General features: G+C 55.6%; 24 protein-coding genes. 18 read left to right on the forward strand and 6 right to left on the reverse strand.

Translation table 11 applies throughout. From position 1 onward, the window contains the following. From B4O97_RS14205 to B4O97_RS14215, 3 genes are all read right to left on the reverse strand, one after another. Positions 1–933, reverse strand: coding sequence for a helix-turn-helix transcriptional regulator (locus tag B4O97_RS14205; protein WP_083051795.1), 933 nt, complete (start codon positions 931–933; stop codon positions 1–3). A gap of 96 nt (positions 934–1,029) precedes the next feature. Then, positions 1,030–3,084: a PAS domain S-box protein gene (locus tag B4O97_RS14210; RefSeq protein WP_158084310.1), complete on the reverse strand. Its 2,055-nt coding sequence runs from the start codon at positions 3,082–3,084 to the stop codon at positions 1,030–1,032. Positions 3,085–3,201: 117 nt separating this feature from the next. After that, the gene (locus B4O97_RS14215) at positions 3,202–3,705 is read right to left on the reverse strand and encodes a nitroreductase family protein (protein WP_083051798.1); all 504 of its coding nucleotides are present in this window, start codon (positions 3,703–3,705) and stop codon (positions 3,202–3,204) included. A 336-nt stretch (positions 3,706–4,041) separates the two neighbouring features. Here B4O97_RS14215 and B4O97_RS14220 point away from each other — a divergent pair, with 336 nt between their 5' ends. The 12 genes from B4O97_RS14220 to B4O97_RS14275 all read left to right on the forward strand — a co-directional run bounded on the left by B4O97_RS14220 (position 4,042) and on the right by B4O97_RS14275 (position 14,838). Continuing rightward, positions 4,042–5,121, forward strand: coding sequence for a mannonate dehydratase (locus B4O97_RS14220; protein WP_198947084.1), 1,080 nt, complete (start codon positions 4,042–4,044; stop codon positions 5,119–5,121). 106 nt (positions 5,122–5,227) lie between these two features. Next, the gene (locus B4O97_RS14225) at positions 5,228–5,560 is read left to right on the forward strand and encodes an SPFH domain-containing protein (RefSeq protein WP_083051800.1); all 333 of its coding nucleotides are present in this window, start codon (positions 5,228–5,230) and stop codon (positions 5,558–5,560) included. After that, on the forward strand, positions 5,557–6,618 hold the full coding sequence (locus B4O97_RS14230) for a V-type ATPase subunit (RefSeq protein ID WP_083051802.1): 1,062 nt from the start codon (positions 5,557–5,559) through the stop codon (positions 6,616–6,618). The genes B4O97_RS14225 and B4O97_RS14230 overlap by 4 nt, the downstream gene beginning before the upstream one ends. Next, the gene (locus B4O97_RS14235) at positions 6,618–8,675 is read left to right on the forward strand and encodes a V-type ATP synthase subunit I (protein WP_083051804.1); all 2,058 of its coding nucleotides are present in this window, start codon (positions 6,618–6,620) and stop codon (positions 8,673–8,675) included. Before B4O97_RS14230 ends, B4O97_RS14235 begins: the two co-directional genes overlap by 1 nt. Positions 8,676–8,689: 14 nt before the next feature. Beyond that, positions 8,690–9,058: an ATP synthase subunit C gene (locus B4O97_RS14240; RefSeq protein ID WP_083051805.1), complete on the forward strand. Its 369-nt coding sequence runs from the start codon at positions 8,690–8,692 to the stop codon at positions 9,056–9,058. 15 nt (positions 9,059–9,073) lie between these two features. Then, on the forward strand, positions 9,074–9,382 hold the full coding sequence (locus tag B4O97_RS14245; RefSeq protein ID WP_083051807.1) for a V-type ATP synthase subunit F: 309 nt from the start codon (positions 9,074–9,076) through the stop codon (positions 9,380–9,382). A 21-nt stretch (positions 9,383–9,403) separates the two neighbouring features. Beyond that, on the forward strand, positions 9,404–10,054 hold the full coding sequence (locus B4O97_RS14250) for a V-type ATP synthase subunit E (protein ID WP_083051808.1): 651 nt from the start codon (positions 9,404–9,406) through the stop codon (positions 10,052–10,054). After that, positions 10,051–11,832, forward strand: a complete 1,782-nt coding sequence (locus tag B4O97_RS14255) for a V-type ATP synthase subunit A (protein ID WP_083051810.1) — start codon at positions 10,051–10,053, stop codon at positions 11,830–11,832. Before B4O97_RS14250 ends, B4O97_RS14255 begins: the two co-directional genes overlap by 4 nt. Then, a complete protein-coding gene (locus tag B4O97_RS14260) occupies positions 11,825–13,240 on the forward strand; it encodes a V-type ATP synthase subunit B (protein ID WP_083051811.1) in 1,416 nt (471 codons plus the stop codon). Before B4O97_RS14255 ends, B4O97_RS14260 begins: the two co-directional genes overlap by 8 nt. Positions 13,241–13,242: 2 nt before the next feature. After that, positions 13,243–13,872, forward strand: a complete 630-nt coding sequence (locus B4O97_RS14265) for a V-type ATP synthase subunit D (RefSeq protein ID WP_083051813.1) — start codon at positions 13,243–13,245, stop codon at positions 13,870–13,872. Between the two features lie 10 nt (positions 13,873–13,882). Beyond that, entirely contained in the window at positions 13,883–14,368 is a 486-nt protein-coding gene (locus B4O97_RS14270; RefSeq protein WP_083051814.1) for a universal stress protein, read from the forward strand. Positions 14,369–14,391: 23 nt separating this feature from the next. Continuing rightward, the gene (locus B4O97_RS14275; RefSeq protein WP_083051816.1) at positions 14,392–14,838 is read left to right on the forward strand and encodes a PTS sugar transporter subunit IIA; all 447 of its coding nucleotides are present in this window, start codon (positions 14,392–14,394) and stop codon (positions 14,836–14,838) included. A 20-nt stretch (positions 14,839–14,858) separates the two neighbouring features. Here B4O97_RS14275 and B4O97_RS14280 read toward each other — a convergent pair whose 3' ends face one another. Further along, positions 14,859–16,556 carry an FAD-dependent oxidoreductase gene (locus B4O97_RS14280; RefSeq protein WP_083051817.1) on the reverse strand — a complete coding sequence of 566 codons (1,698 nt, stop codon included), beginning with the start codon at positions 16,554–16,556 and terminating at the stop codon, positions 14,859–14,861. 138 nt (positions 16,557–16,694) lie between these two features. Here B4O97_RS14280 and B4O97_RS14285 point away from each other — a divergent pair, with 138 nt between their 5' ends. The 3 genes from B4O97_RS14285 (at position 16,695) to clpB (ending at position 20,600) form a co-directional block, all read left to right on the forward strand. Further along, positions 16,695–17,609 (forward strand): ketopantoate reductase family protein, encoded by a 915-nt coding sequence (locus B4O97_RS14285; RefSeq protein ID WP_083051819.1) that lies wholly within the window; start codon positions 16,695–16,697, stop codon positions 17,607–17,609. Between the two features lie 9 nt (positions 17,610–17,618). Continuing rightward, a complete protein-coding gene (locus B4O97_RS14290) occupies positions 17,619–17,849 on the forward strand; it encodes a DUF3783 domain-containing protein (RefSeq protein ID WP_083051820.1) in 231 nt (76 codons plus the stop codon). Positions 17,850–17,984: 135 nt separating this feature from the next. Further along, positions 17,985–20,600 (forward strand): ATP-dependent chaperone ClpB, encoded by a 2,616-nt coding sequence (clpB, locus tag B4O97_RS14295; protein ID WP_083051843.1) that lies wholly within the window; start codon positions 17,985–17,987, stop codon positions 20,598–20,600. 4 nt (positions 20,601–20,604) lie between these two features. On the opposite strand, the gene B4O97_RS14300 is transcribed toward clpB, so the two are convergent. Then, positions 20,605–22,425, reverse strand: a complete 1,821-nt coding sequence (locus tag B4O97_RS14300) for an alpha-amylase family glycosyl hydrolase (protein WP_083051822.1) — start codon at positions 22,423–22,425, stop codon at positions 20,605–20,607. 85 nt (positions 22,426–22,510) lie between these two features. Then, positions 22,511–23,014, reverse strand: coding sequence for a type 1 glutamine amidotransferase domain-containing protein (locus B4O97_RS14305; RefSeq protein ID WP_083051823.1), 504 nt, complete (start codon positions 23,012–23,014; stop codon positions 22,511–22,513). 210 nt (positions 23,015–23,224) lie between these two features. Between B4O97_RS14305 and B4O97_RS14310 the strand changes: the two genes are divergently transcribed. From B4O97_RS14310 to B4O97_RS14320, 3 genes are all read left to right on the forward strand, one after another. Beyond that, a complete protein-coding gene (locus tag B4O97_RS14310) occupies positions 23,225–24,190 on the forward strand; it encodes an AraC family transcriptional regulator (RefSeq protein WP_083051825.1) in 966 nt (321 codons plus the stop codon). 247 nt (positions 24,191–24,437) lie between these two features. Beyond that, positions 24,438–25,088, forward strand: coding sequence for a TetR/AcrR family transcriptional regulator (locus B4O97_RS14315; RefSeq protein ID WP_083051826.1), 651 nt, complete (start codon positions 24,438–24,440; stop codon positions 25,086–25,088). Beyond that, positions 25,085–26,386 (forward strand): TolC family protein, encoded by a 1,302-nt coding sequence (locus tag B4O97_RS14320; RefSeq protein ID WP_158084311.1) that lies wholly within the window; start codon positions 25,085–25,087, stop codon positions 26,384–26,386. The genes B4O97_RS14315 and B4O97_RS14320 overlap by 4 nt, the downstream gene beginning before the upstream one ends. Positions 26,387–26,390 lie beyond the last annotated feature (4 nt).

Genomic DNA, 26,390 nt, shown 5'->3' on the forward strand with positions numbered 1-26,390 from the left:
TCAGTAAATTTTTTCTATTTTTCCCGCAGTTTCCGCAATAATCTTCCGCAGCCGATGGGGCTTCAGAACCTCCACATATTCACCAAAGGAGAGTATGTAACCGTAGAGCCATCCGTCTTCGGGCATCCTTGTTCGGACAAGCAGACTTCCGTCATCCAGAATACGGCACAGCCTTGGTTCGTAGTACTCCTCCACCATGGCCCGCATGATCGGGGCGAATTTCAGCTCAATTTCAAGGGCTTCGGTAGAGACTTTCCGGTAATTATCTTCCAGGAACTGCTCAAAGGAGAGCTCTCTGCGGTGTATGATCGATGCCAGTATTTCCGGGTCCTGGATGCGGGATATTCTGAACAGGCGGTAGTCTTCCCTGTTTCTGCAGTAGGCGTACAGGTACCAGGATCTCCAGCGAAAAGCGATTGTGAGGGGTTCCACGATTCGGGTGGTGGATTCCAGTTTGTTATTGGTATAGCGAAACCGCAGCAGACGTTCATGTTCCACAGCTTCCCGTACAATCTTGAAGGCTTCCCGGTGTCTCTGATCGCCGCCAAGCATACTGAAGTCCAGGGACAGCTTCTCGTTCCTGCCGAAGAAGATATCGGTTGATGTCCTGGGCAGAAGGGTCTGCACTTTCTGCAGGGTGCTGTCCAGGTGTTCGTCATCCAGGGAACCGGCAACCCCTTTCAAAGCTGTTACAATGTAGTAGAAATCGTCGACGCTCATCAGCTGGCGTTCCATCTTGTAGGATTCCACTATTCCATAGCCTCCCTGGGGGCCCTGCAGGGTAAAGATGGGAATTCCCGCGAGTTCGATGCACTCCATGTCCCGCTGTATGGTCCGCCTGGAAACACCGAAACGTTCAGCCAGGGAGGAGGCACTGACCATCTCCCGGTTCAGCAGAAAAATGATCTCCGACAGCAGGCGGTCCAGCTTCATGGGTCGATGGTAACACCATTCGCGTCATGGGTATACTGTTTCCGTGTCGTGTGCGCATGGTATTCTTCCGGGTCCTGATTCGTTGTGAATCCACGGTCAGGAAGAGTAAATCCGGTTCCTGCCTGCCCTTTTTGCCCGGTACAGCTTGGTGTCCGCCTCGTTGATAATCTTTTCCAGATCGCACCCCTGCTGCATGCAGACCCTTGAATCTGCAATACCGCAGCTGAAGGTAAAGCTGATTGCTGCTTCCCCGTAGGGAATCGACATTTCTCTGACGGCGGCAAGTATTCTGTCCATCATTTTATGGGCTTTTTCCTGTGCCATTCCGGTGAACACAATAAGAAACTCTTCGCCCCCGAAACGGCCCAGGGTATCGTATCCGCGAATGCTCCGGGAGAGTATTTGTGCAAATTCCTTCAGGACCAGGTCTCCGGCGACATGGCCGTAGTTGTCATTTATGGACTTGAAATGGTCGATATCCAGAATTGCCAGGGAGAATATTTCTTCCCCGCGTTCAACCTTTTCAATCAAGGCTCCCAGAATCTCGAAGAGATGCCTGCGGTTGTACAGGCCGGTGAGGGTGTCTCTGATGGAGACTTCATGAAGCTGCTTCTCCAGCTGTTTACGCTCACTTATGTCTCTGGCGATTCCGGCTATCCGCTGAGTATCTCCGCTGGAGCTGTGCACTGGAAATGTGGAGGCCCAAATCCAGCGTTCGCTGCCGTCTGGTAAAATGATTCTGTACTCATATTCGGATTTGTCCTCCGTATACCAGCGCAGAACCTCGTTTTTGTCCTCCGGATGGATGACTTCCTGATAAGAATCTGGATTGTCGTACAGACTCTGACAGCTTCGCCCGAAGATTTTTTCATACGCGGGGCTTACATAGAGCATTCTGTGTTCCGTACGCAGAAAGAATATCTGGTCAATATTCTCCGCCAGTTGTCTGAAGCGTTCTTCGCTTTCCCGAAGCTTCTCCTTGACTTCTCTCTCGAAGGAAACATCTCTCTGTACACCGAAGTGTCCTGTGATCCTGCCTTCTTCATCGTAGAGACAGATATAGTCTCCCTCGATGGTCATCGGTGTTCCGTCGAATTTCTTTTCCGTAGTGTCCACATGGAGCGTTCCGTTATCGAAGAACTCTCTCCAGACTTTTTTGCCGTACTCCATATCGTGCTGATAAAAATCGGCGGGGGTCAGTCCGATAAAATTCTCTTCCTCCGCTCCGTACTGATCCAGCATTGCCCGGTTGATTCGCGTTATCTTCTGATGGGAAAAGGCATAGTCCAGAGCCGCATCCTTGTCTGTCGACTCATTCCACTCCAGGGGCCGGTCCAGCATCATGAAGAAGAATCCGTCAAGGGACTGGCGGAAAAACAGATTTAAAAGCTCATTGCTCTGTCGCAGTTTGTCTTCGATTGATTTCCTGAGGGTGATGTCCTCTTTTATGGCCACATAATTGGAAATTTCTCCGGACTCCTTTAAAATAGGAGCAATAAGTGCGGACTCCCAGTAGAGTTCTCCGTTTTTTTTCCTGTTATGGAAGACTCCCCTCCAGCTTTTCCCCGAACTGATGGCATTCCAGAGATCTGTATAAAAGGCGCAATCCTGTTCGCCCGATTTCAGTATGCCGGGGTTCTCACCTATGGCTTCATCCGGTTTATAGCCGGTCAATTCGGTGAATTTTTCGTTGACGTAGGAGATTGTTCCCGATGTATCCGTTATGACTACCGAGACAGGGTTGTGTTCAACTGCCTTGGAAAGCAGCAGAAGGCTGTGTTCGGCCCGCTTTCGCTCTGTTACATCCCTGGCTGTTGCGTAGATAAGCTTGTCTCGTCTGATGGCCCGCCATTCGAGGTCATGATAGCCGCCTTCGGTGTGTTGTATCCGGTTTTCAAAGGAAGCTATGGAGCCTGCGCTGTTCAGGTTCCTGCGAACAGCAGCAAGGGTCTGTTTTCTCTCGGAAGGATGTATAAATTCCAGGAAATTTATTCCTTCCATGGTTTCCGGTTCGTACCCCAGAATATCTTTCCAGGCCATATTTGTTTTGAGGATGATTCCGCTTGTATCTGCGATGCAGAGCAGGTCAGGGCTGAGGGAAAAAAACATCGTAAGGTCCGGTTGTTCGCCGGAAGCGCTGTGTCGGGTCATATGGTATCCAGTATTCTGCATCCTCAGGGCTTTTGCAAGCTACGGCCGACAGCCGACTGTCTGGAGAGGAGGCTGTGGAGCGGATGATCCATGAATTGTGGTGTTGGCCGCAGGTGTTTACATATACCTTACCAGGTCATCGAGATTCTTCCGCTGTTTCTCCCGGGGAGTCCGTTCGGTATATCCCAGGGGAGTAAAAGCCACCGGCTCCCATTGCGGACCGAACCCGGCGAAATCTCTGGCCGCCTGGCTGTCGAAGGCCCCGATCCAGCAGGTACCGAGCCCCTGGGCTGCAGCGGCCAGTATCATGTGGTCCATTACGATGGCGGCGTCCACATAGGCGTAATTTTTTCCGTCACCCCGGACCCAGCATGCATCGTAATCCGCATAGACCCCGAGTACCAGAGGTGCCTTGCTGAAAAAGGAGCTGGAATAGATCTTCTTCAGCCTTTCTGCGTACTTTTCTGTCGGGATAACCAGAATCCTGAAGGCCTGCAGATTGCATGCCGTCGGCGCAAGGCGGCCTGCCTCGAGAATCCTGTCGAGTTTTTCCTGTTCTACTTCCCTGTCAATATATCCACGGACACTGAAGCGTTTCTCAATGACTTCGAAAAAATCCATCTCTTCCTCTCCTTTTATTCTGAGTGGCACCTCTACCAACTACTCTTTTTCCCATATCCTGCGATGTCAAGATTTCCCGCGGTCCTCAACTCTTGTTACCACAAGAGTTTGCGGGCGCTACAAAATCTTTCCTCCTTGACTATGGAAAAAATACCACGTTTTTAGAGGTGCCCTATATGCAAATAGTTCAAGACCGGATTGTCAAGAGGGTATATTCTGTTGTTGAGGTACCCTGTATGTAATCCGCATAAACAAGCCCTGTCGGCGTGGAAACCTGAGGGGACTGTACTTTTGGGGATTGATTTACGATATTTAACCCTTCAGAAGGAGTAATGAATGAAGAGCAGCCTGAAAATCGGTTTTGGATTTTACCGGCATATGCTGAATGACGACAACTACCGCTTTGCCCGGCAGGCGGGTGCTACCCACGCGGTTGTACACCTGACAGACTACACCGGACAGCTGAAAGGCGCACCCGTCACGGATGATCAGCCCATTGACGGCGAGAACGGCTGGGGGAGTACCTCCGGGGATCGGGAGATCTGGAGCGTCTCTTCCCTGACTGATTTGAAGAAACGCATGGCGGCTCACGGCATTGATCTCTATGCCCTGGAAAACTTTGATCCTGCCCACTGGTACGATGTACTCCTTGCCGGTCCCCGGAGGGATGAACAGATTGAATGGATCAGGGAGATCATTCGCAACATGGGCCAGGCCGGCATATCTGTAATGGGATATAACTTCAGCCTGGCCGGTGTTGCCGGCCGGGTTCACGGTCCCTTTGCCCGGGGCGGCGCGGAGTCGGTGGGGGTCTCCGGTGTGGATGATACCCCGATACCGAAAGGAATGGTCTGGAATATGGCCTACGAAAGCACCCGTACCGGAGAGATGCTCCCGGAGATTTCCCACGAGGAACTCTGGGAACGGCTGCGCTATTTTCTGGAGCGCGTTGTTCCCGTGGCCGAGGAGGCCGGCGTTACCATGGCCGCCCATCCGGATGATCCTCCCGCGGAGCGGGTACGCCGGCAGCCGCGGCTGATCTACCGGGATGCACTTTACCGGAAGCTCTTCGGTCTGGTGGAGAGTCCTGCAAGCAGGGCAGAACTGTGCCTGGGTACGGTTCAGGAGATGCAGGGAAGCGATGTGTACCGTTTAACCGAAGAGCTCGTCAGGGAGAGGAAAGTCGCCTATATTCATTTTCGTAATGTTGTGGGCAAGATTCCCGAATACCACGAGGTTTTTGTTGACGAAGGTGACATCGATATGCCCCGCATTATCCGTATCCTTGTGGAGAACGGCTACGACGGGGTTATTATCCCTGACCATACCCCGCAGATGAGCTGTGCCGCTCCCTGGCATGCCGGAATGGCCTATGCCCTGGGGTATATGAGGGGATTGTGCCAGGTTTACGGCTGATATTTTAACCGTGCATGTGTGCTTGCACTACATTCTCTGCTGCGCTATGATGATTCTGCCGACAGACCAGTCGCGTACAGAGAAAGTGATGTGAGTACGGAAAACAGTGAATGAGATAATCAGAAAAGTCGAAGAGACCGAAAAGACCGCCCAGAAACTCATAGAGACCGCCCGAGAGGAAGCTGGAAAGCTCCGGAAGCAGAGCGAACAGGAATCATCAGAGCGTCTTGCCGATGCCCGGGCCGAGGCTAAAAAGATCATCCAGACCGCCCTTTCCGAGGCCCGTTCAGAGGCGAAGGCTTACCGGGAAAAAACCCTGGACGAAGCACGCGGCAATGCAGAGACCCGTGAACAGAGGCTCCGTGAAGGCTCCGAGGTCCTTCTGGAAAAACTCGTATCCAGGGTTCTGCCTTTCAAGGGGACCACAGGTCGTCTATGAGCCGGGGCAGACTCGACCGTTACGCCTTTATCAACGCCAAGCTCAAAACCCGTTTGAGCCTGGTTCTGCCGGATGAGTTTTTTATCCGTTTGAGCCGTACTGCCACCCCCAACGAGGCGGTACAGCTTCTGAAGGAGACTCCCTTCGCCCCCCTCGAGCGTATCTATGCTGAAACCGGAGACCTCAAGCTCGTTGAACTGGAGCTGTTTTCCATGGAACTTCATTTTTACCGGGAGATCCAGAAAATGGTTGACGGTGAGCTGCTTGTCTTTGTCAATGCCCTGCTGCTTCGTCCCGAAATAGAGAATCTCAAGGAAGCCCTGCGGCTCTGGCTGGACCGTACTGTTCGCCGAAGGGACATCAGTTCTCCCCTGGGCTATATGTATCAGGGAACCATTTACCATGGAATGGATATCAACCAGATTGTCAACTCCGCTGACCTCGAGGCTCTTCAGGTTGCCCTGGAAGGCACTCCCTATGCGTCCCTGGTTTCTGCCAACGCCGAGGAAATCATCAGTTCCCGTTCCCTCTTTTCTCTGGAGACGGACCTCGACCGCTTCTATTATTCCCGCGTAAGGGAGGCCTCTGCCGGGTTGGGGGATGAGGACCGGGCTGTGGTGGCACGGATCCTGGGAATGGAAATTGATCTTGAAAATCTGGAGCGGATTGTCCGTTTCCGCAGCTTTTACGGCTTCGAAGCAGACCGGATCAGAGGCTGCCTGATTTCCGGGGGATACCGCATCGATCCTGAAGCGGCTTTGTCCTCCCTCGGCACCCAGGATTCCCGGGACCTGCCACCTGAAGCTCTGCAGGGATATCCGGAATTGTCCTCCTTCAGTTCCTCCGGGGATGCGTCGTCACGGCTGCTCCTGCTGGAAGAGTACCTGCGCCAGGTCCTTTTCAAGGAAGTAAGCAGGCTCCTGGGGGGAGACCCTTTTTCCGTGGGTATAATTCTTGCCTACTTCAGTATTCGAAGCCGTGAGGTCCGGCGCCTTTCTACAATTCTGAACGCGAAATACTACGGCCTTGGAGAAGAGACAATCGGGAGGTATCTCTGATGTTTACCTCAACCATGCGGCATCTTACCGCTGTAGTGCTGCGCAGGGATTCCGAGGCGGTTTCCAGAGAACTCCTGAAGGTCGGTCTTCTTGATTTTGTCCGGATAGAGGAGTTCCTCCCTGAAGGAGCTTCGTCGTTTGAGAGGGGCTCCGAGGCTGAAAAGGGCGGAGAAAAATCCGCCTCCCGACTCAGGGACGACCGGCTCAGGATCGAGAATCTGACCTCCTCAATGCCGGGTTTCTCCCTGAAAACAGCCCCCTTGAGCCTTGAGACGGTACCGGATCTCGATATTGATGAAATTGAAAACGGTCTTAACCATCTTGCCGCAGGCCTGCAGGAGATCAGGAACCGTCAGCGGGAACTGAACCAGGAGCTGATGAAGCTGGATGACCTCTGGCATCATTTCGAGCTGCCCGGGGAAGGGCCTGATCCCGGGGGTATAGAAAAGCTTGCCCGGCGGGAGGATTCCTTCATATCCGTCAGGACCGGCAGCATCGTACCGGGCTTTCGGGTGCAGGCCCGGGAGCGTATCCACCGCTTTCCCTCGGTTCTGATGGACCTGCCGGAAAGGGAGGGGCGTCTTCCCCTGATGGTCATCTCTCTGCGAAGGGACTCCCGGGAGATCCTTTCGATCCTCGAAGAGTACGGCTGGCGGGAGGAAAAGCTTCCGGAGGCCGGCGGGCAGAAGCATCACGTTGAAGCCCTCAAGGAGCTTGAGTCCCGGAAGGAGGCGCTCCGTAAGCAGCAGCAGGCTGCGGCTGAAGAGTATAAAGGTATGCTGGAGGATAAGCGTTCCCGTCTGCAGGAACAGTGGGTAAGCCTGGCGGTACACGAAAAGCTTATTCAGATCAGGTCGAACTTTTCCCATACAGAACGAACCGTCCTTTTTACCGGCTGGGTCCCGGCTGACAAAACCTCATCCCTGGAAGCGGTGATACGGAAAGCGTCGAACTCCCGCTGCTGGATCGAATGGCACGAGGCCGGTGAGGTCCGGACTTCCACGGGAGGAAAGGTCCCGGCACCTGTGGAGCTTCATAATCCCGGTTTCCTGAAACCCTTCGAGATGCTGGTGGAGAATTATGCCATCCCCGAGTACGGTTCGGTGGACCCCACTCCCTTTGTGGCCGTGGCTTTTCTGAGCATGTTCGGTCTGATGTTCGCCGATGCGGGGCAGGGCCTTGTCCTGATATTGATCGGACTCCTGGGGCCCCGTCTGATTCCGGGAATTGCCGGTAAGATGCGCCGGCTCTTTACCCTCATTGCCTATTGCGGTGCTGCGGCGGTTGTTTCGGGTACCCTTTTCGGTTCCTGGTTCGGCCGTCCCTGGCTGCCGCCTCTCTGGTTCAATTATCATGCCCTGGTCTCTGGTCATTCCAGCGGAAACCCTGCCGTACGGTCGGTCTACGATATTCTCTTCATTACCATTGTTTTCGGCATAGCGGTACTGGCCACGGGGCTCCTTTTGAACTGGATCAATCTGTTCAAAAAGCGGGACTGGTTCTCCCTGACCTTTGAAAAGGGAGGAATCCTCGGGGCCTGGATCTACGCATGGGGTATATACGCCGCCTTCTTCTTTGCCGGCAGCGGCTACAGGGAGCTTCCGTCGGATGCGGTACTGCTGGCAGGTTTTGGCATACCGGCGCTGCTTCTTTTCTTCAAGCACCCGATCCACCGGCTGCGCCACAGGACAAAGGGGGCCGGCCTGGGGTTTACCGCGATCATGACCTTTCTGATGGAGTGGATTGTGGAACTGCTGGAGATTTTTTCCGGTTACCTGGCCAACACCCTCTCCTTCATGCGGGTTGCGGGCCTCGGTATCGCCCACGTCAGCCTTATGACAGCCTTTGACCAGATTGCCTCAATGGCCTCCCCGTCGGGCTCATTCTCTTTCTGGTCCCTGCTGATCCTGCTGACGGGCAATATTCTGGTAATCACCCTGGAAGGCCTCTCTGCGGGTATTCAATCCCTGAGGCTGAACTATTACGAGTTTTTCTCTAAATATTTTACCGGTTCGGGAAGGGCCTATGCCCCGATCTCCCTCCGGAGCAGCATGTAAGCAAGGAGCATACAATGGATGTACGAAAGAAATTCAGACAACAGGTTTCAATGCGGCTGATGATAATGGTCATCGTTATGGCAATTATCAGTCTGGTATCCGTGACAGGGCTTTTTGCCGATACCGATCAGGCGGCATCAGCAGAAGCTGCAGCGGCGGTTGACCCGGGGGTCCAGCAGTTCGGACTCATAGCCGCGGCCCTGGCCTTCGGTCTCGGGGCCATAGGTGCGGGGATCGCTATAAGCCATGTCGGTGCGGCAGCCATGGGCGCCATTGGGGAGAAGCCTGAGATTGCAGGCCAGGCCCTGATCTTCATCGCCCTGGCCGAGGGACTCGTGGTCTTCGGGTTTATTACCGCCCTGATGATTCTGGGAAAGATTTAAGGGAAATCAGGGGGAATGAATTATTTCCTGATCGGTGATGAGGATGCGGTCCTCGGTTTTGCCATGGTCGGTGTTCCCGGAAGGGTAGCCGGGACAGCTGCAGAGGCAGAGTCGGCTTTTAACGAAGCTATCTCCTCCGGAGAGACCGGTATAATCATCATCACCGAGGATGCCGCGGATCTGATCCGCACCCGGATAGACCGGTATATCTTCAGCGAGCATTTCCCCCTGATTGTGGAGATCCCCGGCCGCAGGGGAAGGGACCCGGAACGTCCTGCTCTGCGGGAGATGGTGAACAAAGCCATCGGCATCAATCTTTCCTGAAAACAGGTCAAGGATGTCATCATGAGAGACAACAGTGCAGATACCGGACTCCCCATTCTGGATGGAATCCTCGGTGAGGCCGGAGCAGAGGCGGAACGTATCCGATCAGAAGCCGAACAGAAGGCCGAAGAACTGAAGCAGTCCACGGAAAACCAGTGCCGCAGGATACTCGAGGAGGCCCGACAGCGGGCGGAGACTCAGCGCCGCTCGGTGCTGAAAGCCGGAGAGACAGCCGTGGCGGCGGAACTTCGGCGCATCGAACTGAGAGCCCGGGAAAGGCTCAACGAAGAGCTCCTTGAACAGCTCAGGAAGCGGCTGCTGCAGCTTGAGCAGAGCCCCGGGTATCGGGATATCTGCAGGGAACTGATCGCCGAGGCCGCCGAAGGAATCGGAACCGCTAAGGTTCTGGTGTGTGTTCCCTCCTCCGGGAAGGGACGCATCGACCGGGAACTTCTCGCGGAAGCACAGGAGCTTCTTTCCCGGCGGGGTCTGAAGACCGCTCTTGAACTGCAGGAGGACGACACTGCGACAGGTCCCGGCATTGTGTGCAGGGACCCTTCGGGCAGAATGGTTTTTGACAACCGCTTCGAAGCGAGAATGCGGCGGCAGCGCCGGGAGCTTGTACGGATAATCGCCGGGGAGATCGAAGGGCAAGATGGAAAGGCATCATGAGTAAAAAAGAAGCGGACAGGATTATTGGCAGGGTACGGCGGGTCAACGGGCCGGTTGTGGAGGCCGAAGGAATTACCGACGCCGGGATGCTCGAGATGGTCGAGGTCGGGGAAGTCCGGATTGTCGGGGAGGTTACCAAGCTCTCGGGCTCCAGGGGCATTATCCAGGTCTACGAGGATACCACCGGCATACGTCCGGGAGAGAATATCTACGGTTCAGGCATGCCCCTGAGCGTGGAACTCGGTCCCGGACTGCTGGGGACTATTTATGACGGTATTCAACGACCCCTGGAGGAGATCTATAAAATTTCCCGGGAGTACATCAGCCGGGGGATAAGCGTACCCTCCCTGAACCGGGATCGCAGCTGGTCCTATACCCCTCTTTTAAAAGAGGGGGAAGCCCTCACGGAAGGAAGGATAATCGGCACCGTTCAGGAGACCGAACAGGTACTGCACCGTATTCCCGCTCCACCGGACTGCAGCGGACGGATCGTCTGGGCCGCCGGGGCGGGGGAGTACCGGGTCGAGGATGTAATCCTCAAGGTGGAAACCGCTTCCGGCCTGCGGGAGCTCAGCATGGTGCAGCGCTGGCCGATCCGGAAAGCCCGGCCATCAGGCGGAAGGCTGCCCCTGGCGACTCCCCTCATAACAGGCCAGCGGGTCATCGATACCCTTTTTCCCCTGGCCAAGGGAGGCACCGTCTCGATTCCCGGCGGTTTCGGTACCGGGAAGACCATGACCCAGCACGCCATTGCCAAGTGGTGCGATGCGGATATCATCGTCTACATCGGCTGCGGGGAACGGGGCAACGAGATGACCGATGTTCTGACGGAGTTCCCCCGTCTTGTAGATCCCCGGAGCGGTCTGAGTCTCATGAACCGCACCATCCTGATAGCAAACACCTCGAACATGCCCGTCTCCGCCCGGGAGGCCAGCATCTACACCGGGGTGACCCTGGCGGAATACTACCGCGACCAGGGCTATCATGTCGCCATAATGGCCGACTCCACCTCCCGCTGGGCCGAGGCACTGCGGGAGCTCTCGGGACGTATGGAGGAGATGCCCGCCGAGGAGGGCTTTCCCGCCTACCTCCCGACCCGCATTGCCGAGTTCTACGAACGGGCGGGCTATATGGAGACCCTGGGACACGAAGAAGGCTCGGTCACCATTATAGGGGCAGTCTCGCCCCCGGGGGGTGATTTCTCCGAGCCCGTCACCCAGCATACCCGGCGCTTTGTGCGCTGTTTCTGGGGGCTCGACCGGCAGCTGGCCAATGCACGCCACTATCCGGCCATCTCCTGGCTCGACAGCTACAGCGAATACCTGAACGATGTACTCCCCTGGTGGGAGGAACGGGTGGGAAGCGCCTGGAAGGAAGACCGCCGGGAGATGCTCGACCTCCTGCAGCGGGAGGTGCGCCTGCAGCAGGTGGTCAAGCTGGTGGGCCCCGACGCCCTGCCGGACAGCCAGCGCTTTGTTATCGAGGTCTGCAGTGTTTTCAAAAACGCCTTTCTGCAGCAGAACGCCTTTGACGACATCGACCGTTTTTCCACCGTGGAGAAGCAGCAGCGTATGCTTGAGCTGATTCTCCTCTACTGGCGTCGGGGAAACGAGGCAATCCGGCGGGGTGTAACCCTGGTAAAACTGCGGCGCATGAAGGTGCTTCAGGAGATTATCAAGATGAAATTCACCGTCGCCAACGAAGACGTGGAAAGCATAGACAGACTGGCAGCCAGGCTGGAACGGTCCATCGACAAACTGGAGGCGATCTATGTCTGAATCGGATACTGTACAACTGAGTTCCGGCCGGGAGTATGTGGGAATCGACGAAATCGACGGGCCGCTGATTTTTATACGCAAAACCCATCCGGTGGGGTACCGCGAACTGGTGGAGTGTACCGACTCTTCCGGGGCTGTGCGTCTCGGAATGGTGCTGGATACCTCGGAGGATGTGGTGGTGGTCCAGGTTTTTTCCGGTACCGCCTCCATGACCCTTCCTTCGACCAGGGTACGCTTTCTGGGGGAGCCCCACCGGCTGGATGTAAGCCGGTCCATGCTGGGCCGCGTTTTCAACGGGCTGGGAGAACCGGCCGATGGCGGTCCCGCCCCCGTGGGGGATGCCCGGGAGGATGTAAACGGCCGCCCCATCAACCCCACTGCCAGGGAGTATCCCCGGGACTTTATCCAGACCGGAATCTCCGCCATCGACGGCATGAATACCCTGATCCGGGGACAGAAACTCCCAATCTTCTCCGGAAGCGGTCTGCCCCACAACGAGCTCGCCGCCCAGATCGCCCGGCAGGCGAAGATACAGGGAGGAAAAAGCGATTTTGCAGTGGTCTTCGCCGCAATGGGGGTCAAGCACGACGTGGCCCGTTATTTTATCTCCTCCTTCGAGGAGTCCGGCTCCCTGGAGAACGTGGCCCTCTTTCTCTCCCTGGCGGATGATCCCTCCATCGAGCGGCTCATAACCCCCAGAAGCGCCCTGACCCTGGCGGAGCATCTGGCCTTCCGGGAGGATATGCACGTGCTGGTCATCATGACCGACATGTCCAACTACTGCGAATCCTTGAGGGAGATTTCCACCCTGCGGGGGGAGATTCCCTCCCGTAAAGGCTACCCCGGGTATCTCTATTCCGATCTCGCGGAGATTTACGAACGCTCGGGAATGCTGAAGGGCTTCAAGGGCTCCATTACCCAGTTGCCGATTCTGACCATGCCCAACGATGATATCTCCCATCCGATCCCGGACCTGTCAGGGTATATTACCGAGGGGCAGATTGTCTTTGAACGGGAGATGCACGGCCGGGGAATATATCCGCCTGTTGCAGGGCTCCCCTCCCTGTCGCGGCTCATGAAGGACGGAATCGGGGAGGGCATGACCCGGGCGGATCATCCTCATCTGGCGAGCCAGCTCTTCGCGGCTTACAGTTACGTCAAGGATGTGCGCAACCTGGCCTCGGTTATCGGAGAAGAGGAACTCACCCCCCTGGACCGCCAGTACATGGAGTTCGGCGAAGCCTTCGAAAAGCACTTCGTTACCCAGGGATCAGACGAGGATCGGCCCATCGAGCATACCCTGGATCTGGGTTGGGAGGTCTTGAGCAAACTGCCGGCGGAAGAGCTTCACCGGGTTACCGAGGAAGAGATCGACGAATACTACGGCAGGACGGCGGAGAAACGCTAGGTATGGCCGGCGGCGGTATTGCTCCAACCAAGACCAATCTCCTTAAACTGAAGAATGAGCTTGAGTTCGCCCGGCTCGGCTATGACCTGCTGGATCAGAAGAGGAATATCCTGATCAACGAGCTTCTGAACCTGATAGACCAGACCGTTGATTATCAGGAGAAGGTGGACACCGCCCTGGCTGAGGCCTATTCGAGCTACCAGTCCGCGGCCCTTGCCATGGGAAAGCGCAGGACCGTCTCCATCGCCAGTGCCGTCAATATCAGCTCTTCCATAAAGATCAGCGAACGTCGCATCATGGGGGTCTCTCTTCCCCAGGTGGAGACCTCCTATCAGGAGCATCCGCCCTATTTTTCTCCCCTGGATACCAGCTTCTGGATCGATATCAGCATCTCCCGCTTCAAGACAGCCCTGGAACTCATGGGACGTCTGGCGGAACTGAAAATTTCCATCATGCGCCTGGCCAACGAGGTCAAGAAGACCATCCGGAAGGTCAACGCCCTGGAAAAGATCGCGATTCCCGACCTCCAGGAGACGGTGCGTTTTATCAGCAGCCGCCTGGAGGAGAATGAACGGGACATGATCATCCTGATGAAGATGGTTAAAAACCGTCTTGAAAAGAAAAAAAGGTAGGTACACCAGCATGTCCGATGTAATATCACGAATTCTTGTCTATATTGACGGTACCGAAGAGTCCGTTACCGCCGCCGAGTATGCCGTATGCCTGGCAAAAAGCAGCAGTGCCACCCTGCATGCCCTTTACGTGGTAAATACCAGGGCCCTGCAGGATCTGCTTCGGGCCAGGATTTTTATCGAGTCGGAGGAGCAGGAATACGCCAGGGATCTGGAGGCTGATGCCGAGCGATATCTGAATCATGCGGCTGAACTCGCCTCTGCCAAGAATGTTCCTCTGGCCAGGCGCAAGGTGGAAGGATCGGTTCTGACGGAAATTAAAAAGGCCGTGCGGGAACTGGAAATCGATACCCTGGTCATCGGTGCCCTGTCCCGGGTTCAGAGCCGTCGGGATGAGATCTACAATGAGGTGGAAAGGGCGGTCCGAAGTGTGGACTGTACCGTTATAATAGCGAAGGACGAGGAGCGTATCTGGTCGCTCTATGAAGAACTCTAGGTTAAGATAAGGAAGGTTGAACCATGGCCATTGCCGATATGCTGTATCCCGACAATGTAAAAGCCCCGCTTGAAAAGACGGAAAAAAACGATATTATCCTGGAGCTTCTGACCCTTCTGTATGATTCCGGGCGAATCAGCGACCTCGATAAAGCCTTTAGAGCGATTCGACAGAGGGAAGACCAGGGGAGTACCGGCCTGGGAGAGGGAATCGCCGTTCCTCATGCCAAGACCGACCTGGTCTCATCTTTGACCCTTGCCCTGGGAGTAGCCCCCCAGGGGGTCGATTTTGACTCTCTGGACGGCAAACCGACCAGGGTCTTCTTTTTGCTGCTGGCTCCCCCCGACCAGTCGGGTCCCCATGTCGAGGCCCTGTCGGAGGTCGCCAAGATTTCCCGCTCCGCCTCCTTCATGAGGCTGCTGAGCTCTGCCCGTTCCTCCGAAGAGGTTCTTGACCTTTTCAGGGATTAACAGGCTGTACAGCAGAAGAGTTATTTCTCCCTGTGGTAAGGCCAGGCCATCAGACCGCCTTCCATTACCTTGACGTTTGTGTAGCCGTTGGCAATCAATGTCCGGGCGGCTTCATAACCCCTCAGGGATATCTTGCAGTAGGTGATGATTTCGGTGTTCTTGTCTTCCGGCAGCTCATTGAGCCGGTGGCGCAACGCGCCTACAGGGATCAGGTGTTCTCCTACACCTAAGCGCATCTCTTCCCACTCCTCGGGGCTGCGGGTATCGATTATGAAAGGCTTTTCCCCCTTATCCAGTTTTGCCTTGACCTCTACCGCCGAACAGCCCTCCATCAGGCCTCTGATCTTGTTCTGCAGGGCATGGGCACAGGCGACGATGTTGTCGATGGCCAGGGAGAAGGGAGGGGCGTAGGGCAGATCGGCGTTGACCAGCTGGTCAACGGTAAGTCCCCCCATGATCGCCATTGCCGCCATACCGATCTGTTTGCTGGCATCGGCCATCCCGATACACTGAAAACCCAGGATCTTTCCCGAATCTCCGTCGGCAATCATCCTGTTGATCAGAATCTTTGCCCCCATAAAGCCCGGTTTATCGGGGCCCGAGGTTGTAACGGAAACCACATTCCTGTAACCCAGTTTCTCGGCCTGGGCTTTGGATATGCCCGTGGAACCGGCGGAAAAGTCAAAGACCTTGCAGACGCCGGTCTGAATGGTTCCGGGGAAGGTGACAATGTTGCCCCGTGCGGCATTCTCCCCGGCAACACGCCCTTCCAGGTTGGCCAGGTCACCGTAGGGGGCATGTACGTTGGAGCCGGTCAGCCGCTGGGGGATTTCCGTGCAGTCACCCACAGCGTATATATCGGGATCGTTGGTCTGCATGTACTCATTGACCGTGATTCCTCCGGTTCTTCCTGTTTCGATTCCCGCATCCTTTGCGATCTTTGTATTCGGCACTACACCTATGGCGACTACCGCCATTTCGCAGGGGATTTCATCTCCGTTGGCCAGTTTGACCGCCCTGAGTTTACCCTTCTCATCCCCCAGGAAGGCCGAAACAGCGTTGTCGGTTATTACATCCGCGGCATGGGCTTTGACATGGTTCTCAAGGATCTTTGCCAGCTGCCAGTCCAGGAACATCAGTATCTGGGGCAGCATTTCCACCACGGTAATCTTGATACCCGCAAGCTGCAGGGCTTCGCAGGTCTCTATTCCGATTAAGCCGCCGCCCACGACAACGGCCTTTCGTATCTTGCCCTCATCCCGAACCTTGCGCAGATAATCGGCGTCCGGCATGGACTGCAGGGTGGTTATTCCGTCCAGATCAATACCCGGAACAGGAGGCATTCTGGGTGTGGCCCCCATGGCCAGGATCAGTTTGTCATACTCGTAGGTCTCGGTCTCTCCGGAAAGCAGATTTTTTGCCGTTACCTTCTTTGCCTTACGGTCGATGCCGGTAACTTCCGTATCGGTCCTGGCGATTATGTTCTTGGCCTTCATGTAGTAGACCGGGTCCCGGACTACCCCGGTGGGTGTACAGAGCAGCTGGTTCCTGTCGTCAAAGAAACCACCAACATAATAGGGATATCCGCAGGAGGCCATGGAAAGATCGTGGGCCTTCTGCAGGATTATAATCTCAGCGTCAAAATCGAGGCGTCTGGCCCGTGCCGCAGCCTTCGGACCGGAGGCGGAGCCGCCGATTACGAGAATTTTTTTTGCCATAAGTCTTCTCCTTTCGTTTGTTGCATTGAGCAAATATAGTGAATATCATTATCAATATATTAACATGTTAACGTATATTGTGAAACTACTATTTATTGCATTGCCCTCATCCCTTCTTGTGTTATATCATGGTGATTAATGAATTCGATTGCTGTTATTGGCGCAGGCGCTTTAGGCCTGTTGTACGGAGCACCCCTGGCGACCCTGCTGAAGGACAAGCTTTTTTTTATCGCGGAAGGGGACAGGGTCCGAAGAATCAATGAAACCGTTTATTCCATCAACGGAAAGGAACACAGGTTCCAGGCTTTTTCTCCGGATCAGCTTGGCGAAAAGCCCGATATTGTCCTGGTGGCAGTGAAGAACCACCACCTTGAATCCATTGTTCCGCTGCTGGATGCCCTTCTTGAAGAGGGTACTCTGGTTGTTTCGGTGCTGAACGGTATCGACAGCGAGCGCTTTATTGAAGAGAGGTTCCCTCAGGCCAAGGTGCTCTACAGCGTTGCCGTGGGGATGGATGCAGTTAAAGAGGGGAACAGCCTCAATTACAGTAACCCCGGAAAGCTTCTGCTGGGCACGAAGAATAACGATTCCCGTGACGGGGACCTTAACGAGTTAACCGCACTCCTTGATACTGCAGGAATCCCCTGGGATGTACCGGAGGATATTATCCGTTCCCTCTGGTGGAAGTGGATGATCAACATCGGTATGAACCAGGTATCTGCCGTAACCGGTGCTCCCTATGGGGTCTTTCATGCCGATAAAACCGTGCAGGCATTGATGGAAGATGCCATGCTGGAAACGGTACGGGTCGCCAAGGCCGAAGGTGTGGACCTGCGGGATGAGGATGTCCCCGCCTGGTACTCCATAATGAACAAGCTCGGTCCGGAGGGGAAAACCTCAATGCTTCAGGATGTCGAGGCTCGACGAAAGACCGAGGTCGAGGCCTTTGCGGGAAAACTTATGGAACGAGCAAAAAAGCACTCCATACCCGTACCGGTAAACCAGACCCTGTTCAGAATAATCAAGATGAAGGAACTGTTGTACCTGACCTAGGAGGACCCAATGTCTGAAAAACTGATCATGTTTCACGGCTTCGACCAGGATGAAGTACTGGGCCTGATGCGCCTTTTAAAGGCAAATATTGCAGAACCCCGGAAGGTAGCCTTCTGCATGACCACAGAGAACAATCTGGAATGGAAAATCAGGGACCTTATAAGCGATGTGGTCGAGGAGCATGAGTATATGCTCAAGAGGGAAGAAGAGCGGGCAGCGAAAAGGGAAGCCGAAGAGTAGCTGGCCCGAGAGCAGTCCGTTTTAAAAAAGTTGCCCCCCGCCGGGATTCATCGCTATATTAATCATACACAAAGAAACTTGTACATAATCTCCATTGAATATAATCCGTGACACACGGAGATGAGGAAGGAATATATGCAATACAACAGGATGACTACCAAAACCCAGGAGGCCCTGCAGGCTGCCCATTCTGAAGCCAACCGCTCGGGACACGCCCAGATCGATGTGGACCATATGCTCCTGGCCCTGTTGGAACAGGAGGACGGGGTAGTACCCCCGCTTCTGGATTCCCTGGGTGTGAATGCCGGGACCCTCAGACGGGATCTTTCCCAGATATCCGCATCGAAGCCCAGGGTCTCCGGGGAAGGAGCTCAAGTTACCATATCCCCGGAGCTTTCACGGGTTTTAAGCAGCGCGGAGAAGGATGCCGAGTCCCTGAAGGACGAGTATGTCTCCACCGAACATATCCTCATGAGCATGAGTTCCGCCGAGAACCGTACAGCTGACCTGCTGCGCCGTTACGGAGTGACGAAGGACAGGATTATCACGGCATTGAAATCAATCCGGGGAAATCAGCGGGTAACCGATCAGGATCCGGAGGGACGCTACCAGGTGCTGGAGAAGTACTGCAAAGACCTCACCGCCCTGGCCCGGAAGGAGAAGCTCGATCCGGTAATCGGCCGGGATGAGGAGATCCGCCGGGTTATGCAGGTTCTGAGCCGCAGGACCAAGAACAACCCGGTATTAATCGGCGAACCCGGAGTCGGTAAGACCGCCATTGTCGAGGGACTGGCCAGAAGGATCGTCTCCGGCGACGTTCCGGATTCCCTGAAAAACAAGCGTCTTCTGGCCCTGGACCTGGGGGCCCTGATTGCAGGGGCCAAGTTCCGCGGCGAGTTCGAGGAGCGCCTGAAAGCTGTCATCAACGAGATCGCCGCTTCCGACGGGCAGATCATACTCTTCATCGATGAGCTTCACACCCTGGTGGGGGCGGGGGCCGCTGAAGGGTCCACCGACGCGTCAAACCTGCTCAAGCCGGCCCTGGCCAGGGGTGAACTGCGGGCCATCGGTGCAACTACCCTGGATGAGTACCGCAAGCACATCGAGAAGGACGCTGCCCTGGAGCGCCGCTTCCAGCAGGTCTACACCGCCGAACCCTCGGTGGAGGATACCGTTGCCATTCTGCGGGGTATTCAGGAACGTTACGAGGTTCACCACGGGGTTCGTATCCGGGATGACGCCCTGATCGCTGCGGCAACCCTGTCGGACCGCTATATAACAAGCCGTTTTCTGCCGGACAAGGCTATCGACCTGGTAGACGAGGCGGCCAGCCGGCTGAAAATGGAAATAGAGAGCCAGCCCACGGAGCTGGATCAGATTGAACGGCGTATTCTTCAGCTGAACATAGAGAAACAGGCCCTTTCCCGGGAAGAAGATGCCGCCAGTAAGGAGCGGCTCGCTAAGCTGCAGGAGGAGCTGAACGAGCTCACCCATAAACGGGATGCCATGCAGCTTCAGTGGAAGAACGAGAAGAACATTATCGACGAGATCCGTTCCCTCAAGGCAAAGCTGGAGGAGTACAAGCTCCAGGAGACCCGCTACGAACGGGAGGGCGACTTTACCAGGGCCGCGGAGATAAAACACGGAAAAATCCCGGAAGCCAATGCCCAGATCGCTGCCCGCAGTAAAGAGCTGGAGGAACTTAAAGGGGACCATCGTCTTTTGCGGGAGGAAGTCTCGGAAGAGGATATAGCCCAGGTAGTCTCCACCTGGACGGGGATTCCCGTGTCCAAGATGCTCTCCTCGGAGATGGCCAAGTATCTGAAACTGGAAAAGATCCTGGAAGAGCGGGTTGTGGGCCAGGACGACGCGATCGAGGCAGTCAGCGATGCGATCCGGCGCAACAAGACCGGCCTCTCCGATGCCGCGAGGCCCCTGGGTTCCTTTCTTTTCCTGGGACCCACCGGTGTGGGCAAGACGGAGCTTGCCAAGACTTTGGCGGATTTTCTCTTCAACGATGAGCGGGCCCTTACCCGGATCGACATGAGCGAGTACATGGAGAAGTTTTCCGTAAGCCGCCTTATCGGGGCGCCTCCCGGATACGTGGGTTACGACCAGGGCGGCCAGCTGACCGAAGCGGTGCGGCGCCGGCCCTATTCGGTCATTCTGTTTGACGAGGTGGAGAAGGCCCATCCCGATGTATTCAATGTACTCCTCCAGCTCCTGGACGACGGACGGCTCACCGACGGCCAGGGCAGAGTAGTAGACTTCCGCAACGCCATCGTAATCCTTACCAGCAACCTGGGGAGCGACCTGATCCTCCAGGTCGAGGATCCGGCGGAGGTGAAGCAGAAGATCGAGCTGCTTTTAAAAGGTTCGTTTAAGCCTGAATTCCTGAACCGCCTGGATGAGACGATCATCTTCAGCCGCCTGGGGAAAGATCAGATCCTGAAGATTGTCGATATTCAGCTGCAGCGCCTGGCAAAGCGTCTGGAGGAGCGGAATCTGACCCTTGTGCTGGACGCCAAAGCCAAAGAGCTGGTCGCTGCCGAGGGATTCGACCCCGCCTTCGGCGCCCGGCCGGTAAAACGGACTATCCAGAGCTTACTGGAGAACCCCCTGGCCAAAAAGATCCTGGCAGGAGAGATCCCCGAAGGTTCACAGGTGTCCGTCAGCGCTTCCGACGGGGAGCTTGTCTTTACGGCAAAAGCCGGGAAGAATACGAAGAGAGCCGCCCGGGTCGAAGTATAGAGAGTCAGGAGGCAGTTCCCCGGTAGAGCATAAGGCAGCCTGCCGGGGGGACCTCGACTTTTACGGCCAGGTTATCCCCTGCCTGTTCCACCTTTACCCTTTCCGAACTCTTTCCGGGATCTGAGCTATATAGAAGCTGGAACTCGTCTCCTTCTGTATGCAGAGATGAGTCCACGGCGATGCTCACAGTCAAAGCGTTCTCCATATCCGTATTGAAGGCAAGCACAGCTTCCTCCGTGTTGAATATCCGGGCCCAGGCAACGACCGAGGTTATCCGGCCTTCCCCGATTTTCCGGGGATAGTCAAAGCGCTCCCCGTCATGGGAGATAGGGCGCAGATACTGCCTGCCCTGCCGAAGAATGAGGTAGCTGTGCCGAAGCTTTAGGAGCTTTGCCAGCTCCACATAGATAAGATTGGCGGTGTTAAAAAAGTGTTTGCCCTGGGTCCTGAAGGCCCCGAAGTTCCCAGCAAACATGCATTCCCTAATGTAGCTGTCCTCGCCGCCGCCGCCGTCGAAGCCCTGCTCGGTACCGTAGTAGATGCATGGAATCCCGAGACCCATGACATTGAGAAAGAGGGCGTTCAATAAGAGGGGGGCAGTCTCTTTGTCGGCGGCAAAGCGGTATTTCCAGTCTCCTTCCAGGCTGACCATGTCGTGATCGTCAAACATGGTGACCACGTTGTCCTGGTACCAGCGATTATCGTCGTCCCCCGGCAGCTGGCTGTTGGAGAAGGCTGCGAAATAATCCTCCGGATTAACCGCTCCCTTTGCACAGCCTTCGAGCTGGTTCGGTATGCGATTTATTCCCAAGGCGGCGTTCAGACCCGTCTCTTTAAAGGCCTTGATGGCATATTCCAGGCCTCCGGTGATCTCCCCGATAAGATAGAAATTCTTCTTGCCCAGGGACTTGGCGAACTCGTGGATCTCCCTCACAAAATAGCGGGTTGCTCCCCATTCCATGTGTTTAACCGTGTCGATACGGAAACCATCCACGTCCGCATAGGCGATCCAGTACTTGTAGGCTTCGGTAATTGTTTTCAGGGCAGGGGATGGCTGGAACTCCTCTCCGCTGCCGCCGGTACCGAGGTTATGGGTTTTGAGACTGAAAAAGTCCCCCTCCACATATTCCGGATAGTTCTCCCAGTTCTGAATATATCCTTTACGGTAATAGGCGGAGGGGTACTGCATTTCCCGCGGCCATACGGCCCCGTCGGGCCACACAGATTCCCGATCCTTTCCTTCCCCGTAAGGAATCTCTGGTTTACCTTCCGCGTTGCGGTATCCTTTTACCGGGTACTGCTCCCCGGTCCAGGGAGTGTTCTCTTTCTCGTAGGCGAATACATCACCGGAGTGGTTTATAATGATGTCCAGGATGACCCTCATGCCCTGCTTATGGGCCTCCTGTGCAAGGAACTTGAGATCCTGATCGCTGCCAAGGTGAGGATCGATGGCCAGGAAGTTCTGAATGCCATAACCGTGATAAGACTCCTGGAAGGAGACCTGCTTGAAGATGGGGCTTATCCAGACGGCGGTAATCCCAAGCTGCTGCAGATAATCGAGCTTTGACAGAACCCCTGTAAGAGTACCACCGTTCCAGCGCTTCCCCCAGCTCTGCCAATCCTCTTCTTTTCCGCTCTTCTTTACGAGCTCATAATCGCGTTCTGCGTCGTAGAGGGCCTCATCGTTTTCGTTACCGTCCGAGAAGCGGTCGGCCATGAGGAAATAGATTACCTGATCCTCCCAGTCATCAGGGGAGGGGTAATATTCCCTGTCTCGGACCAGACTTGTAAAGTCAATATCCCCAATACTCCGTAATTCTTTCATGGGCATCTTCTCCTCCACGAAAACTCATACATAAGGATCATGATTAATTATAAGCCCGGGAGGAGGAGCCGAACAACGGAATTGTCTAAAAAAGCTTCAGATATGCCGCCATGTAATCGGGAAGGTCCGCAGGTTTTCGGGCCGAAACGATATTGCGGTCGGTGACGGCACTTTTATCCACCCATTCCGCTCCCGCATGGATCAGATCATCCTTGATACCCGGGGTCGAGGTCATTGTATAACCCTTCACTATGTCAGCCGAGGCGAGTACCCATCCGGCATGGCAGATATGACCCACCGGTTTCCCTGCCTTGAAAATCTCCCGGGTCAAGCCTAATACAGCTTCATAGCGCCGGAGTTTGTCCGGTGCCCATCCCCCGGGGACCAGCAGGCCGTCGTAGTCGGCGGCCTTCAGATCCTCGAAGGAGACCTCTGATGTAGCGGGTACGCCGTGTTTTCCGTGGTAGACCTTTCCCGCCTCCTTGCCGGCTATGTCGACCTGGAAGCCCGCCTCCCTGCAGCGCAGTACGGGATACCAGAGCTCGAGATCTTCAAACTGTTCATCTATAAAAGCCAGAATTTTCTTCATAGTTGTCTCCTGTATTGTGTTCGCTGGGTAATAAGGTACGGATCTCATGGCAATCAGTCAAAAATTCCCGGCTTTCAGTGGTCTGTTCTGTTTTATTACGTGATTCCGGAAACCGGGCAAATCTTGCCTGGCGGGACATTCTATCTGGAAAGAGGCTGCCGTTTTGAACACGTCTTGCAGCAGCTGGATCAAGAATTATAAAATCGTTCCATGAAAGTGGAATATCTCAGGCGTTTGAACCGGGTCCTCGAGTATATTGACTCTCACCTGGGGGAGGATCTGGACCACGAAACCCTGGCAGGGGAAGCTGCCTTTTCCAGGTTCCACTTTGCCCGGATTTTTTCCGCAGCCCTCGGTGAATCTCTGGGAGCCTATATTCAGCGGTTGCGCCTGGAACGGGCTGCAGGGTATATCTCTGGACGTCCGGATATGACGATAACCCGTATCGGTATTGAATCAGGGTTTTCCTCTTCTGCAGTATTCTCCAGGGCTTTTCGTGATCATTTCGGCATGAGTCCCAGCGAATGGCGGGCCGGTGGTGACGCTGAATACAGCAGGAATTGCAAACTGCAGAGCAAGCGATATCATCCCATGAGCATATATTGCGAAGCAACCACGGTGGAATCCTCGTATTCTGTGTATACACAACAGAAATGGAGGGTATCTATGAAAACACCGACAAAAAATCTCGATTACACTGTGCGGGTAGATGAACAGCAGGAAAAGACAGTGGCCTATGTCCGACACACCGGTCCCTATGCCGGTAACGAGGAACTCTTTCACGGTCTGTTCTCCCGACTGTTGAAATGGGCCGTCCCGCGGCAGCTTTTCGAGGCTGGCAAAACGGAGATGCTTACTATCTATCATGATTCTCCGGAGATAACCGAAGAGGAGAAGCTCAGGATAAGTGTCTGTATTACCGTTCCTCCGGATACGGAGGTCTCCGGAGATATAGGTAAAACCGCCATTCCCGCCGGGCGCTATGCGGTTGGAGAGTTTCTTATATCCGCTGATGAGTACGGTGATGCCTGGAACAGCCTCTTTGCCGGGTGGCTCCCGGAAAGCGGGTATCAGTGCAGTGAGGGGCCCTGCTACGAGGTTTATCTGAACGATCCGGAAGAACACCCGGAAGGCAGGCACCGGGTGGCGATCCACATCCCGGTCGCCCCGCTGTAAGCTTGAAGAACTGACAGAGAAAGAATCAATCTTCACCCCGCACGGTCCCTGCAGTCCCCGGCTGCAGGGGCTTCCTGTGCTCTCTTAAATCGTGCGGACCTGCCGGCTCTGTTCCCGTTCCGTGGACAGAAGGCGGAAAAACTGTAAAAAGAGACGATTTCCCGGGTTTTTTGGGGAGGCGACTTGACGGGATCAATAATTTACCGTATTGGTTTAACCATAAGGTTAAACCAAGAGGTTTTACAAGATGACCAATGATATCGATCGAGGCACAGAAGAGCAGATCCTGGCCGCCGCCTACCGGGTGATCATCCGCCGCGGCAAGTCCGGTACCCGCATGCAGGAGATCGCCGACGAGGCGGGGGTGAACAAGGCTCTGCTGCACTACTACTTCCGCTCCAAGGACAGGATCTACGAGGCGGTTCTAAGGAAGGTCCTCTCCTCGCTCCTGAAGTCCATGCTGCAGAGCATCGATTTCTCCATGCCCATCCGAGAGGTCCTCGAGGCCTTTATCCGGGGGCACATCGGCGCGCTGAAGAGCAATCCGCAGGTTTTCCAGTTCTTCATGGCCGAGATGTGGACCAACCGGGAGGAGGTGATTCCGGTATTCGTCGGGCTGTTAACCGAGAACCGCGAGATCATCACGACCAGGTTCTTTGCCCGGCTGCAGCAGGCGATGGACGACGGCGAAATCAGGCGGGTGAATCCCTTCCATTTTCTAATGAACATCATCAGTCTCGACGTCTTCTATTTTGTCGCTTCGCCGCTGTTTTTTGCTGTTCTGAATGTGCCGGAAAAAGAACAGGAAGCGATGACCGGGCAGCGGGCCGATCAGGTGGTGGAGTTCATCTGGGAATCGATTCGTCCAAGGGAGGAATCAGGATGCACAGAATCTTGAAGTTAGCGACGCTGCTGGCGCTTATATCCACGCCCCTGGGGGCCCGGGAATATTCCATGACCCAGCTGTTTGAGCTGGCATTGGAGGAGGACAGTCGGCTCGCCCGGATCGAGGCCGGTGTGGCCGCCGCCGAAACCGTCGTGGCCGATGCCGGCGCCGCCTTTCAGCCGGATCTGAGCGCCGGATTTCGCGTTTCATACGTATCCGAGCTGCCGGAGATGGAGCAGCCCAAACCCGGCGGCGGTACGACCACTGTCGAGGCGGGGGTTAAGGATACCTATGCGGCTAATCTCACCGCCCGGCAGCTGATATTCGCCGGATTCACACGGCGCTACGGGCTGGCGGCGGCGGAGAACCGGCTGGCCGAAGTACGCTTTCAGAAAAGTATGCGCGAGGATGCGCTGCGCTTCAGTCTGCTCCAGGCGGCCTACGGCTATTCCCTGGCCGATCTTTCGGTGGAGTCCCTGGAAGCCAGTCTGGCCCGGCTGGAACTGAATCGCCGCCGGGTGGAGTCGTTCTTCTCTCAGGGCTTCGCCTCGGAGCTGGACCTGCTCGAGATCGACGCCTCCATCGCCGAGCTCAACCTGCAGCTGCGGCAGCAGCAGGCGGACCGCCGCGCGGCTCTGATCAGCCTCAGAAGTCTCAGCGGCGCGGAGGACCTCGACGCGCTAGCCGTGGAGGAGGCCTATCTCGCGCTGCCGGACGTGGAGGCCGTCGATATCGAAGGAGCTGACCTGGCGTCCAACGCCGACTACCGGGCTACCGATTATACACGGCAGGCCCGCGAGTTGGAAACGGAGATTCATCGCGGTGACTACTATCCCCGGCTTTCCGCTTTCGGCAGCTTCAACTACGGCCGGCCGGGAGCCAATTTCTTCGCCGACGAGTGGCAGTTTTACTACCAGGGCGGTGTGGAGGTCTCAATGAATCTCTGGGACGGCGGCCGGCGGGGCAACGCCCTCGAGCGTGACCGGGCCAGGCTGGAGCAGCTGGCGGCCGAGCGGGAGGAGCTCTTTACGAATCTGCTGGCCCGGGGGCGGCAGACCGGGGAGTCCCTGCAGTCGGCGGCCGAACAGCTGACCACCGCCCGCAGTCTGCTCGAGAACAAGCAGCGCAAGTACGAACTGATACAGCAGCTCTGGGACGCCGGCGAACAGAGCACCCTCGAGGTGCTGGAGGCCGAACAGGAGCTTACCGCCGCGGACATCAGGGCCAAGGGGCTGGAAATCCGGCTGCTGTCGCTCTATCAGGATTACCTGCTGCTGATCAATCGTCCCCTGTGGAGGAATACCAAATGAGTAT

Origin of the sequence: Marispirochaeta aestuarii (assembly GCF_002087085.1) — a bacterium.
In the GTDB taxonomy this organism is placed as follows: Bacteria; Spirochaetota; Spirochaetia; order JC444; family Marispirochaetaceae; genus Marispirochaeta; species Marispirochaeta aestuarii.